This window comes from Pseudomonas sp. JR33AA (assembly GCF_021378985.1).
In the GTDB taxonomy this organism is placed as follows: Bacteria; Pseudomonadota; Gammaproteobacteria; order Pseudomonadales; family Pseudomonadaceae; genus Aquipseudomonas; species Aquipseudomonas alloputida.
Window position 1 is genome coordinate 296,013 of sequence record NZ_JAJSAW010000005.1, and the last position, 12,664, is coordinate 308,676.

Below are 12,664 nucleotides of genomic sequence, written 5' to 3' on the forward strand. Positions count from 1 at the left end.
ATTACCTGTGGGAGCGATACACGGCAGTTGCTCCCACACTTGCATGCATGGCCTTCAGGCAGGCATAAAAAAACCCGCCAGAAGGCGGGTTTTTTTGAAAGCTAGGAAGCTAGATCGACTTAGGCGATCTGAACTTCTTCAGCCTGCATGCCTTTCTGGCCGCGGGTAGCGACGAAAGTAACAGCCTGGCCTTCTTTCAGGGTTTTGAAGCCGTCAGCTTGGATGGCTTTGAAGTGCACGAACAGATCGTCACCCGACTGAGGGGTGATGAAGCCGTAGCCTTTCTCATCGTTGAACCACTTAACAACGCCATTTTGACGATTGGACATTTTTCTGTCTCCTTGGACAATTTGATAACGGTCAGGAAAAACCCTGCCCGGGACTGAGCGCAAAGAGAGCAGAAAATTCAGCGATGGGCCGATCAGGATCGTGCATCAAACTAGAGATTCTCGGTGTCACGTGCAGCACAGTGGCAACACCTTACCCCACTTTCCGCAACCTGCCAATGGTCAGAAGGCGCTTTAGGCAAATTCGGATCGGCGGCGGCTACAGCCCCACCCGGCGCGGGATGAGGGATGGAACTTTAACCTGGGCGCCGGGACCGGTAATATGCGCGTCACGATTTTCACCTCGCAACTCTTCAGGACACCCCGCCATGAGCATCAAATCGGACAAGTGGATTCGCCGCATGGCGCAGGAACACGGCATGATCGAGCCCTTCGTCGAACGCCAGGTGCGCGGCGAGCAGGACAACCGCGTGATCTCCTTCGGCGTCTCCAGCTATGGGTACGACGTACGCTGCGCCGACGAATTCAAGGTGTTTACCAACATCAACTCGGCCACTGTCGACCCGAAAAATTTCGATGCTGGCAGCTTCGTCGATATCAAGAGCGACGTGTGTATCATTCCGCCAAACTCTTTCGCCCTGGCACGCACTGTCGAATATTTCCGCATTCCCCGTGACGTGCTGACCATTTGCCTGGGCAAGAGCACCTACGCCCGTTGCGGCATCATCGTCAACGTCACGCCGCTCGAGCCGGAGTGGGAGGGCCACGTGACGTTGGAGTTCTCCAACACCACCACGCTGCCGGCGAAGATCTACGCCAACGAAGGCGTGGCGCAGATGCTGTTCTTGCAATCCGACGAAGAGTGCGAAGTGTCGTACAAGGACCGTGGTGGCAAATACCAGGGCCAGCGCGGCGTCACCCTGCCGCGTACCTGAGCCGACAAGCGCGGGGAATTACCCGCGCCTTTGGCACTCCAACGCAGTAACGCCGGTGTGCATGATGTACATCGGCTTTCGTCAGGAGCAGCCAATGAAACTCCATCCCGCAATCAGTGCCAAGCTGGCAGGCCTGCAGCCCAATCACGTAGGGTTGTTGCCCTGGTCACTGCTGGCGCACCCGCTGCCCATGCAGGCGGGGGGCGTGCCCCATCAGCCTGACCCCGATACCCCGCAGCCGCCGGAACCCGGTGAGACGCCTCCCATGGAGCCAGGTGAACCGACCTTGCCGGACGAGCCACCTCCCGCACCTGTCGCCTGAGCGTCGCTAAAGCGGCCAGACGCGGTCAGCGCCCGCCAGGTACAGCCGGCTGGCGCTGGCGGGGGTGATTTCCCACCCTCCGGTGAACTCACCGAATGCAGGCAGCAGGCTGACGTGCTCATCGATCACGAAGCAAGGCAAGCGCAAGCGCTGACGGGCCTTGCCGCGCAGGACGAAGACAGGGTGTACATGGCCCGCCAGCACCGGATGCGTGTGGTGGGGCTGCGGTTCGTGCTGCAGGGCAAAGGGCTCCAGAAACCAAGGTTCGTCCACTACGTGAATATCGAGTGAGGCAGGCGGATCGCCGGCGTTGCGGTCATGATTGCCGCGTATGAGCACTATTTTGAGATTTTTGTGCCGCTTGCGCCAATCATCCACCTTGGCCAGCGTTGCCGGTGCACGGGCCGTGCGCGCATGCAGAAAGTCGCCCAGGATGATCATCTGCTCACAGTCATGCGCGGCCAGCAGGCAATCGAGCCTGGCGAGTGTCGCCTCCGTCGTCCCACGTGGCACTGGTTGATGCAGGGTGCGGTAGCTGGCGGCCTTTCCGATGTGCACGTCGGCCACCAGCAGGGCGCGGCGGGCGGGCCAATAGATGGCTTTGTCGGCAAGCAGCCAGAGCGCCTGACCCCAGTGTTCGATGGGTTGGTAGTTCATCCCGCGTCCGCCGCTTGTTCCAATTCCGCCACCATCCGCGCAATGCGGTCTGCCAGTTTCTCGGTGCTCAATGTCTCGCGCATGCCCTCCACCAACAAGGCAAACGCCAGTGGCCCTGGCCGCTTCAACGCCCGCAGGTCCAGTTGCAACGCACTCATTTTTAGCAGTTGCCGATGCAGCCGTTCGATTTCCAGTTCTTCGCTCAGTACTTCATCCCGCGCCTGGCCAAGCAGCAAATTCCCCGCGTCGTGCCTGCGAAACACCTCATAGAACAGCCCGCTGGAGGCCTGGATCTGCCGCGTGCTCTTCTGCGCGGCGGGATAGCCACCAAACACCAGCCCGGCAATCTGGGCAATTTCACGAAAGCGCCGCAATGCCATTTCCCCGGCATTCAGGCTGGCCAGCACATCTTCCAGCAGGTCCCCGGTGCCGAGCGCTTTGGGCAAGTGCCTGGCCCAGTCCACCTTGGCAGGGCTGAGGAGTTCGAATCCGTAATCATTGACGGCAATCGACACCGACAGCGGTTGTGTGCGGCTAACCCGCCAGGCAATCAGATTGGCCAAGCCCAGGTTGGCCATGCGCCCGGCAAAGGGATACAGGAACAGGTGCCAGCCCTGGCGCGATTTAAAGGTCTCGGCCAGCAGCGTGCCGGTGGTGGGTAACGCTGACCACTGCGCCTGAAGCGCAAGCAGCGGGCGCACTGCCCGCATTTCTGGCCCGTCAAAACGTTCATGGGCTGCTGCATCGAGCTGCTCGACCAGCGCCTCGGCCAGCTCGCTCGAGAGCGGCATGCGCCCGCCGTTCCAGCGCGCTACCGCAGCCTTTCGCGCCGTGCTGCGCCGCACATACGCCGTCATGTTTTCCACGCGTACCAGCTCCAGTACCCGCCCGGCAAATACCAGCGTATCGCCGGGGCGCAGGCGGGCGATGAAGGCTTCTTCAACACTGCCCAGCGTTTTCCCGCCGCCGCCCTTGCTCCAGTATTTCAGTTGCAGGTCGGCATCGCTGACGATGGTGCCGATGCCCATGCGGTGGCGCCGCGCCAAGCGTTCGCTGGTCACTCGATAAATACCGTCGGCCTGGCGCTCGACGCGCTGGTAGTCAGGATAGGCGGTCAGTGAGCTGCCGCCGTGGCAGACGAAGTCCAGCGCCCATTGCCATTGGCTGTCGCGCAACTGGCGAAAGGCCCAGGTGCTTCGCACTTCGGCGAGCAGTTGCTCCGGGCGAAAGCCGCTGCCCAAGGCCATGCTGACCAGGTGCTGTACCAGTACGTCCATGCACAGGCGCGGTGAATAGCGGGCTTCGATGTGGCCGGCTATCAGCGCCTGCCGGGCCGCCGCCGCTTCCACCAGTTCCAGGCTATGGGTGGGCACCAGGGTAACCCTGGAACGCCGCCCAGGCGCGTGTCCTGAGCGGCCCGCCCGCTGCATCAGGCGGGCGATGCCCTTGGCCGAGCCGATTTGCAGCACCCGTTCCACTGGCAGAAAGTCCACGCCCAGGTCCAGGCTGGACGTGCAGATCACCGCCTTCAGGCTGCCTTGCTTGAGGCTGCGCTCGACCCAGTCGCGGGTCTCGCGGGCCAGCGAGGCGTGGTGCAGGGCGATCAGCCCGGCCCAGTCCGGGCGGGCCTCAAGCAGGGCCTGATACCAGATTTCAGCCTGGGCACGGGTGTTGGTGAACACCAGGCTACTGGCACTTACGTCGATCTCATGACTGACTTGGTCGAGCATCTTCAGGCCCATGTGTCCAGCCCAAGGAAAGCGCTCGATCGCGGCTGGCAGCAGGGTGTCGACTTGCAGTGCCTTGTCTTGCCGGCCTTGCACCAGCAGGCCGCCTTGGGGCAGCAAGACATCCAGTGCATGCTGCAGGTTGCCGAGCGTTGCCGACAAGCCCCAGGTCGGTAGGCCTGGGTGCCAATAGCGCAGGCGCGCCAAGGCCAGCTGCAGTTGTACCCCGCGCTTGTTGCCAAGCAGCTCGTGCCATTCATCCACCACCACCAGTTGCAGTGTGGCGAAATCCTCACGTGCCTGTGCCCGGGTCAGTAGCAGGGTCAGGCTTTCGGGGGTGGTAATCAGCACACTGGGTAGCCGCCGGGCCTGTCGCGCGCGCTCGGCACTGTTGGTGTCGCCGCTGCGCACCCCTACGCTCCAAGGCAGCTGGAGCTCATCGAGCGGCGCTTGCAACGCACGTGCGGTGTCGGCGGCCAGGGCACGCATGGGCGTCACCCACACCACCTGTATGGGGGCCAGCTGACGGCCCTGGGGCCTGGGCTTGAACGCACGTAGCGCCGCGAGCCAGACCGCGTAGGTCTTGCCGGCACCGGTACTGGCATGCAGCAAACCGGACTCGCCCCGTTCGACGGCAGCCCATACGCGCCGTTGGAAAGCGAAGGGCTTCCAGCCGCGCTTGGCAAACCAGGCATTGGCGAGGTCGGTAGCAGCAGGCATGAGGCAGGGGGTCCTTCGAAGTCTGTGCTTCTACAGACCACTTGCCGGCTGCAATGGTTTTACCGGATCAATTGGCCAACAGGTAGCCGCTGCGGCATACCTGTTCGCCGGCCACATGGGCGATGACCATGCCAGCCGTGGCCATGCGCCGTACGCTCCGCGCATACAGCAGGCCCGGCTGGCTGTTGCGCAGGGCGGTGACTCGGTCACTGAGTGGGTCGATGACTTCGGCGATCAGTTGGCCGGCCTCCAGGTGCTGGCCCGGTTTGGCGTGGTAAACCAGCAAGCCACCCAGTGGCGTTGCCACGGGCTCCACCGCGGCCAACGGCGTGGCGTTGCGTAACAGCGCGGGCAGGGCGGCGCTGGTGCCTTCGATGACACCTGCTTGGGTCAGGAAGTCGAGGATCGCCTGGCAGTCCTTACTGGCCAGATCATGGCTGACATCCGCCTGGCCACGCAGCTCGACGGTGACCGAGCAGCAGCCCAGCGGAATCGGGAAGCGTTTGCCGAAACGCTGCTGCAACTGCCACCAGACCAGGCTGAAACATTCATCGAACGACTGCCCGCCCGAGTCGGTTGCCAGCAGGCTGGCCTGGGCGCCCAGGTAACGGGCCAAGGGTTCGATCTGGGGCCACGCATCGGGTGTGGTGTACAGGTGCTCGACTGCTTCGAAGTCGCAGTGCAGGTCCAGCACCATGTCGGCATCGCAGGCCAGGCGCTGCAGTATCAGGCGCTGGGCCTGCAGAGGGGTGCGGACCGGGTATGCGTCCAGGCCGCGGCGCAGGTATTCGCGGATCAGGGCAAGGTTGTGCGTCGGGTCCTGAGTGAGGTGTTCTTCGATCAGGTCGCCGATGCTGTCCGACAGGTCGACGAAGTTGCGATTGAAGTTCTCGCCGCTTTGCAGTTCAAAACGCCCCAATGGCGCATCCAGCAGCACTTGCTCCAGGCCCACCGGGTTGGCCACCGGCACCAGAATGATCTCGCGCTGCAGTCGGCCGTGCTGTTCAAGCTCCACCAGGCGGCGCTTGAGGTGCCAGGCTACCAGCATGCCTGGCAGCTCGTCGGCGTGCAGTGAGGCCTGTATATAGACTTTGCCACCACTGCGAGGGCCGAAGTGGAAACTGTGCAGTTGGCGGGTGATGCCCGGTACGGGGGAGAGCAGGTCATGGGTTGAATGGTGCATGTTGGTCCTGGCTGCGTGGCGAAAACGGTCTGCGACACGGGTCGGCTCAAAAATAGAAGCATAGTTTCAGCAAATGCGCCTCATCCTGCAGCAGTCGGGCATCGCAAACTTTTCAGGCCAGTAGCGCCTGCAAGGTGGCCAGGTCATCTGCCTCCTCCACGGGCTTGTCCAGCCGCCAGCGCAGCATGCGCGGAAAGCGCACGGCGATACCGCTTTTGTGGCGCCTGGACAGGGCGATGCCTTCGAAGCCCAGCTCGAACACCAACGTTGGGGTGACACTGCGCACCGGGCCGAACGTTTCCACCGTGGTCTTGCGAATGATGGCGTCGACCTTGCGCATTTCTTCGTCACTAAGCCCTGAATAGGCCTTGGCAAAGGGCACCAACGCCCGACCAGGGGTACCTGCCGGTGCATCCCATACGGCAAAGGTGTAATCGCTGTACAGACTGGCCCTGCGGCCGTGGCCCCGTTGGGCATAGATCAGCACCGCATCGACACTGAAAGGGTCGATCTTCCACTTCCACCAAATGCCCATCTCCTTGGTACGCCCCACGCCGTACAGTGCCTCGCGCTGCTTCAGCATCAGGCCCTCCACGCCCAGGCTGCGCGATTGCTCGCGCTGACGGGCAAGGTCGGCCCAGTCCCGGCCTTGCAGCAAAGGCGACAACAGCACGGGGGCAAGTGGGTGTTCATCCAACAGGCGTTCCAGCTGGCTTCGGCGTTCGTGTTGCGGTCGGCTGCGCCAGTCATCGCCCTGCCACTCCAACAGGTCGTAGGCCTGCAGCACCACCGGCGCATCGTTCAGCAGCTTTTTGCCCAGTGTTTTGCGACCGATGCGCTGTTGCAGCAAGGCAAAAGGCTGCACGGCCAGGTCGGCCTCGGTTTCACCGGGTTTCCAGACCAGAATCTCGCCATCGAGCACCACGCCATCGGGCAACGTCTGTGCCAGACCCTGCAGTTCGGGGAAACGCTCGGTCACCAGTTCTTCGCCGCGTGACCACACCCACAGCTGGCCATCGCGCTTCACCACCTGCGCCCGAATGCCGTCCCACTTCCACTCGATTTGCCAAGCGCTTGGTGGGCCGAGCAGGGCATCGAATTGATCGCTGGACACTTGCAGCGGATGGGCCAGGAAGAAGGGGTAGGGCTGGCCCCCACGCTGGTTGTGTTCATCGGCGGACTCTGGGGCGATCAGCCTCTGGTAACTGGCAGCAGTGGGGCGATGGCCGATATCGGTGTAGCCGACCAGGCGCTGGGCCACGCGTTTGGCGTCCAGCCCGGCCACTTGCGCCAGGGCGCGGGTGACCAGCAGCTTTGACACGCCCACGCGAAAGCTGCCGGTGATCAGCTTCAGGCATAGCATCAGGCTGGCGCGGTCCAACCGGGCCCAGAGCGGCGGCAGGCGCTGGCTGACTTGCTCAAGCGGCAGCCCGCGCAGGGGCAGCAAGTGCTGTTCCACCCAGGTGGCCAGGCCTTCCTCGTTGCCATCGGCGTGTACCGGCAGCAGCAGTGAAATGGTCTCGGCCAGGTCGCCCACAGCCTGATAGCTTTCTTCGAAAAGCCAGTCTGGCAGGCCAGCCAGTGTCGTTGCCAGTTCGCGCAGAAGGCGGGTGGGCACCAGTTGGCGTGGGCGCCCGCCGGCCAGGAAATACACCGCCCAGGCAGCATCGTCGGCGGGCGCCATGTTGAAGTAGTCGCGCAGTGCCTCGAGCTTGGCATTGCTGGAGGTGGTCGCGTCCAGGCGCAGGAATAGCGTAGCGAAGGCTTTCATGGCGAGGGGGCGGTGTTCGGCACATCGTCTTCGTCGCCATACTCGGTGACAAAGGCGCGGGCATCCAGGCCTTGTTCGGTGAGGTAGCGCACCAGTACGTCGACCGAGCCGTGGGTGACCATCACCCGCTGGGCGCCGGTCTGGCCAATGGCCCAGAGCAGGCCGGGCCAGTCGGCATGGTCGGACAGCACAAAGCCCCGGTCCACGCCGCGCCGTCGGCGGGCGCCGCGTAGCAGCATCCAGCCGCTGGCGAAGGCATCACTGTAATCGCCAAAACGGCGCATCCAGCTACTACCGCCGGCTGACGGGGGCGCCAGGACCAGTGCCTGGCGCAGCAGTGGATCGTTGCGCAGTATATCGCCTGCGTAGCGGGTTTCCGGCAGGCGGATACCAGCATCCCGGTACACCCGGTTGAGCGGCTCCATGGCGCCATGCACGAGGATCGGGCCGATGCTGGCATCCAGCCCATGCAGAATCCGCTGGGCCTTTCCGAAGGCATAGCAGAACAGCACACTGGCCTTGCCCTGTTCGCTGTTGGCCCGCCACCAGGCATTGATGCTGGCGAAGATCTCGCTTTGGTTTGGCCAGCGGTAGATCGGCAGGCCGAAGGTCGACTCAGTGATGAAGGTGTGGCACGCCACCGGTTCGAAGGGCGTGCAGGTGCCATCGGGTTCTACCTTGTAGTCACCGGATGCCACCCAGATTTCACCTCGATACTCCATGCGTACCTGTGCCGAACCCAGCACGTGCCCGGCCGGGTGCAGGCTCAACGTCACGCCGTGGTGCTGCAGGCGCTCACCGTAGGGCAGGGTCTGCAGATTGATGTCCTGGCCCAGGCGGCTGCGCAGGATGCCGGCACCGGCGCTGGCGGTCAGATAATGGCCATTGCCGGTGCGTGCGTGGTCGCCGTGGCCATGGGTAATGACAGCCCGGTCCACAGGCCGCCAGGGGTCGATATAGAAATCTCCGGGCGGGCAGTACAGGCCTTCGGGGCGGGCGATGACGAGGTCCATGGCACGGGCACTGGTTCTGGGGTTACCCGTTAAGAGACCTGGTTCTGGACGTTAGTTCGGATGGATTTGGGAGGGCGCTGCGGAAAAAGTCCACCAAGCCCCCTCATACGCCTTGAAGTACGCCCTTACCGCCCCGGCACCAATGTAAGCCGCTGGCTGCCATACGCCCTGGCGAAGTTCTGCTGTTGCAATGGCAAGCTCATGAAGTGCCCTTTGAACCAGGCATCCAGCCCGTCACGGTAATGTGCGCTGGCCGGGTTACCGGACTGGCCGCTGCTGGTCAGTATCTGCAACGGTTCGGCCTGGCCGAAGTCGACGATCATCCGTGCCGAGGCGGGCAGACGCGTGTCGAAGTCGCTGCCCCAGGCGAATGGTGTGAGGGCGAGGGTCGTGAAGTCGCCGCCTGCGGCAAGCGGCGCACGGCTGATCGCATCGCCCAGGCCATGGTAGGCCGGTGCCGGCCAGCGGTACTGGTGCAGCTTGCCCCACTGCCAGGTGCGTCGGTCGGCACCCAGCTGCGCGATACCGGCCTCCATCGCGCCCGCCAGGCTGCGGGCGAGGATGGCGGGCTTGTCTTCTTTTTGCGGCGTGTTGCGGTCATCCCAGAAGGGGCTGTCATCGCGGCCCAGCAGATGATCGGCCTGCGCCGAGAACGACAAGCGTGCATTGCTTACGAATGCCTGCCAGGCCGGGCCGGCCTCCGGGCCCAGGTCGTCGAGGAAGGTCTGTCGAGCGACCTCCTGCAAGAACAATTCATACAGCGCGGCGTCTGCCGACACCGGGCTCAGGCGGCCATCGAAGGCTTTGAGCCGGGCCAGCGTGTCGCGGGCCTGGTCGCGCTGCCCGGCGGGGAGGGCGTCGATTGCCTGCTTCAGCGGCTGGGCCATGCCGGGCGCGTCGAACATCTGCTTGAGCTTGTTGGCCAGCAAGGTCACTTGGTCGTTCTGCAGGGCCATCAGGCTGCGACTGTCGTGGCGACCGTTGCCGGCCAGCTGTGCCAGGCGTTCGGCACGTTCGGGGTAGTACCAGGTGCTGGACAGCTGCATGCCATAGCCGCGCGGCAGGCTGCGCTGGTTGGCGTGGCCGATCCAGCCAGCAGGCGGGTCCTGGTCGTACGGGTGCAGCATCGGATCGGCATAGCCGTCCCAGTCGTAACGCCCGTCCCAGCCCGGCGAGGGCAGCAGGCCCTGGCCTTCGCGGCGATTGGGGTAGCGGCCACTGACTTGCCAGCCGATGTGCTCAGGCTCGGCGAAAACGAAGTTGACGGCAGCAGCAGTCACTTCACGTGTGCTGTCGAAGGCCCGCTCCACGTTCTTGGCCCGCGTCAGGTCGAACAGTGCATCCAGGCTGCGATCACCTTTGAACTGTGGCAGGTTCAGCGCCAGACCCAGGCTGGCGTTTTCTGCCTGGGCCAGCAGGGTGCCGTGGCGGGTGTCGTACATCACTTCGCGCACGGGCCGCTGGCCACGTACAAAGTAGGTTTCGCTACGGGCGCGGGCCGGCAGCCATTTACCGTCGGCCAGGTAGCTCAGCTGATTGCCTTGGCGGCGCAGTTGCTCGAGGAACAGGTCCTGATTATCGGCCATGACCGCGCTGCTGCTCCAGGCCAGCTTGCCATTGTAGCCGGCCAGCACAATCGGCAGGCCCGGCAAGGACAGGCCGGCAACCTGATACTTGCTGGTATTGATGTGTACCGGGCTCAAGGCCCAGGCGGCGCGGCTGTCGCTGGCCAGCAGGCTCTTGCCGCTGCGGCTGCGCTGCGGGCCCAGGGCCAGGTTGGCCGACCCCGGGCTACCGAGCAGGTCGAGGTCGGCGAGCTTCTGGCTGGCAGCCGCCAGGGCTGGCAGCCCCGGCAACTGGCTGGCCAGGTTCAGGCCCTTGAGCTTGTCCACTTCCATTTCGGCCAACGGCTCGTCCGGGGCCCCGGGCAGCAACCAGGCCAGCTTGTTGCTACCGGCTTTCTGCGCCAGGGTCAGGGCGCTGAGTTCCTCTTGCAGGTTGACCGACTGGCTGAACGCGTACAGGCAGAAGATCAGCGCCGAGTCCTCAGGCTTCCAGTATTCGGGGCGATAGCCACTACTGGCCAGGCCTGCTGGCAGCTTGTCGCGGTAGCGGAACAGGTAGGCGTTGACCCCGCGCGCGTACACTTCGAAGAAGCGCTTGAGCCGTGGCGATGCGTCGGCGTATTGCTGGGCGGCACTCTGCTTGAGGTTGGCGGCGCGCATCAGGCGGTCGATATCCAGCGCCTCGCTGCCGGCCAGTTCGGCCAGACGGCCCTGGGCGAGCAGGCGCATGGCGACCATCTGTTCGATGCGGTCGCCGGCGTGCACATAGCCCAGGCTGAACAGCGCATCATGGAAGCTGCTGCTTTCGATCAGCGGCGCGCCCATGGCATTGCGCCGTACCGAAACATTCTGCGCCAGGCCTTTGAGCGGCTGCACACCGCTGGTCGGTGGCACGCTGTCCTGGAAGCCGCCCGTCTGGCAGCCGGCCAGCCCGAGCATGCCGAGCAGGGTGGCAGCGGTTGCGAACCGCAGGCGGAAGGGAGGAAAGGCGGGGGCGGCCATGGCAAGGGCTCCTGCAAGGCGAGGCTGGTTTGGAAAGGCGCTAAGGTAGTAAGCGCGCAGGCGCCGTGCAAGGTCCCAGGTCGGTTTATTTGATCGCGCCGGGTGAAACGTCGAAGTGCTCGGCCAAGGCGTCGGAAAAATGCGTGCAATTGATGCGCGTGTAGCGTTGGTAGTCACGGCTCACCGCGAATGCAGAGCCGGGCATCAGCAGGATCTTGTGTTGCTCCAGTTTACGCATGAAAGGTTGCAGGTCGGGCAGGTCCGGGTGGTAGACCCAGAGGAACATGCCCCCTTGCGGTGCAATGTCGAACTGCCAGCCGCGCTCGAGCAGCAAGCGTTGGGTTTGCACTTGCTGGCGGATCAGGCGCTGCTGCACGTCCTTCATGTGCCGGGCATAAGTGCCATCTGACAATATGGTGTTGACGAAGCGTTCGCAAAACGCGGGGACGGCGACGCAGGTCAGCAGTTTAAGGCGGGTGAGCGGCTCGATCAGGTCTTGCGAGCAGGCAATGAACCCCACGCGCAACGATGCCGACAGGCATTTGGAGAAGCTGCCGATGTAGATAACCCGGTCAAGGTTGTCCAGCTCGGCAAAGGTCTGGCGCACAGCAGGGCTGAAGTCCCCATAGACATCATCCTCGACCACGAAGAACTCGTGCTCCACCGCCAGGCGCAGGACGCTGAAGGCATTGTGCGGGCTGATGTTGCTGCCGGTCGGGTTGTGGAAAGTGCTGTTGCAGAAAAACGCCTTGACCTTGTGCCTGGCCAGGTGGCTTCTCATTTCTTCCACGTCCGGCCCGTCCTGGGTTCGCCGTATGCCGACGACGTGCCCGCCAGCCAGCTGGATCAGCTTGATCAGATTGCCGTTGCCCGGCTCGTCGACGAAAACGTGGTCGCCTGGTTTGATCAGCAGCCGTGCCACCAGGTCCAGGCCTTGCGTGGCCCCCAGCGTGGTCAGCAACTGGTTGGGGCGGGCTTCGACACGGGTCAGCCGTTTCATGTGCACGCACAGCTGTTTGCGCATGGGCAGATACCCCTGGATGTCGCCGTACTCTGCCAGCGAGCTTTGTTCCAGCCGCGCCGTGCGACGAATGGCCTTGGCCAGCAGTTCGGTGTCGCGCCACGCAGGGGGCAGCCATCCGCTGCCCAGCTTGGTGAAGTGCTGGCCGCCCTGCAGCAGCCGGAACAGCGGGTCGCCGGCCATGCATTCGGGTTCGTGGATCACGCTGGTTTGTCGGGCGCGGTTTGCGACGAAGTAGCCTCGGCCGGGTGATGCCGTCAACACACCTTCGCTGACCAACTGGGCATAGGCCGACACGACGTCGTGGTAACTGAAGTCCACTGCAGCCGTCAGCTTGCGGATGGAGGGCATGCGTTGCCCGGGCAACCACTCGCCTGCATCCAGGCGTTGTTTCAACAGTTGATGAAGGCTGCAGGGGATCATGGCAGGTCCGAAACCGTTAGAAAAAAAAGCCTAACAGT

At 63.7% G+C, this 12,664-nt stretch carries 10 protein-coding genes; 2 read left to right on the top strand and 8 right to left on the bottom strand.

The features are described 5' to 3' along the window. Window positions 1-119: 119 nt before the first annotated feature. Window positions 120-329, bottom strand: a complete 210-nt coding sequence (locus LVS58_RS11300) for a cold-shock protein (protein WP_027594207.1) — start codon at window positions 327-329, stop codon at window positions 120-122. Window positions 330-655: 326 nt separating this feature from the next. Here LVS58_RS11300 and dcd point away from each other — a divergent pair, with 326 nt between their 5' ends. Continuing rightward, a complete protein-coding gene (dcd, locus tag LVS58_RS11305) occupies window positions 656-1,222 on the top strand; it encodes a dCTP deaminase (RefSeq protein ID WP_003254920.1) in 567 nt (188 codons plus the stop codon). Between the two features lie 94 nt (window positions 1,223-1,316). Beyond that, a complete protein-coding gene (locus LVS58_RS11310; protein ID WP_003254918.1) occupies window positions 1,317-1,544 on the top strand; it encodes a hypothetical protein in 228 nt (75 codons plus the stop codon). A gap of 6 nt (window positions 1,545-1,550) precedes the next feature. On the opposite strand, the gene pdeM is transcribed toward LVS58_RS11310, so the two are convergent. From pdeM to LVS58_RS11345, 7 genes are all read right to left on the bottom strand, one after another. After that, window positions 1,551-2,201, bottom strand: a complete 651-nt coding sequence (gene pdeM, locus LVS58_RS11315) for a ligase-associated DNA damage response endonuclease PdeM (RefSeq protein WP_233691128.1) — start codon at window positions 2,199-2,201, stop codon at window positions 1,551-1,553. Then, window positions 2,198-4,648, bottom strand: coding sequence for a ligase-associated DNA damage response DEXH box helicase (locus tag LVS58_RS11320; protein ID WP_233691129.1), 2,451 nt, complete (start codon window positions 4,646-4,648; stop codon window positions 2,198-2,200). The genes pdeM and LVS58_RS11320 overlap by 4 nt, the downstream gene beginning before the upstream one ends. A gap of 67 nt (window positions 4,649-4,715) precedes the next feature. Next, window positions 4,716-5,831, bottom strand: coding sequence for a succinylglutamate desuccinylase/aspartoacylase family protein (locus LVS58_RS11325; protein ID WP_233691130.1), 1,116 nt, complete (start codon window positions 5,829-5,831; stop codon window positions 4,716-4,718). Window positions 5,832-5,943: 112 nt separating this feature from the next. Then, complete coding sequence (locus LVS58_RS11330; protein WP_233691131.1) at window positions 5,944-7,602, bottom strand: ATP-dependent DNA ligase; 1,659 nt, start codon at window positions 7,600-7,602, stop codon at window positions 5,944-5,946. Continuing rightward, entirely contained in the window at window positions 7,599-8,615 is a 1,017-nt protein-coding gene (locus LVS58_RS11335) for a ligase-associated DNA damage response exonuclease (protein WP_233691132.1), read from the bottom strand. Before LVS58_RS11335 ends, LVS58_RS11330 begins: the two co-directional genes overlap by 4 nt. Before the next feature lie 125 nt (window positions 8,616-8,740). Further along, window positions 8,741-11,182, bottom strand: coding sequence for a penicillin acylase family protein (locus LVS58_RS11340; RefSeq protein WP_233691133.1), 2,442 nt, complete (start codon window positions 11,180-11,182; stop codon window positions 8,741-8,743). A gap of 85 nt (window positions 11,183-11,267) precedes the next feature. Further along, on the bottom strand, window positions 11,268-12,626 hold the full coding sequence (locus LVS58_RS11345; protein WP_233691134.1) for an aminotransferase-like domain-containing protein: 1,359 nt from the start codon (window positions 12,624-12,626) through the stop codon (window positions 11,268-11,270). Window positions 12,627-12,664 lie beyond the last annotated feature (38 nt).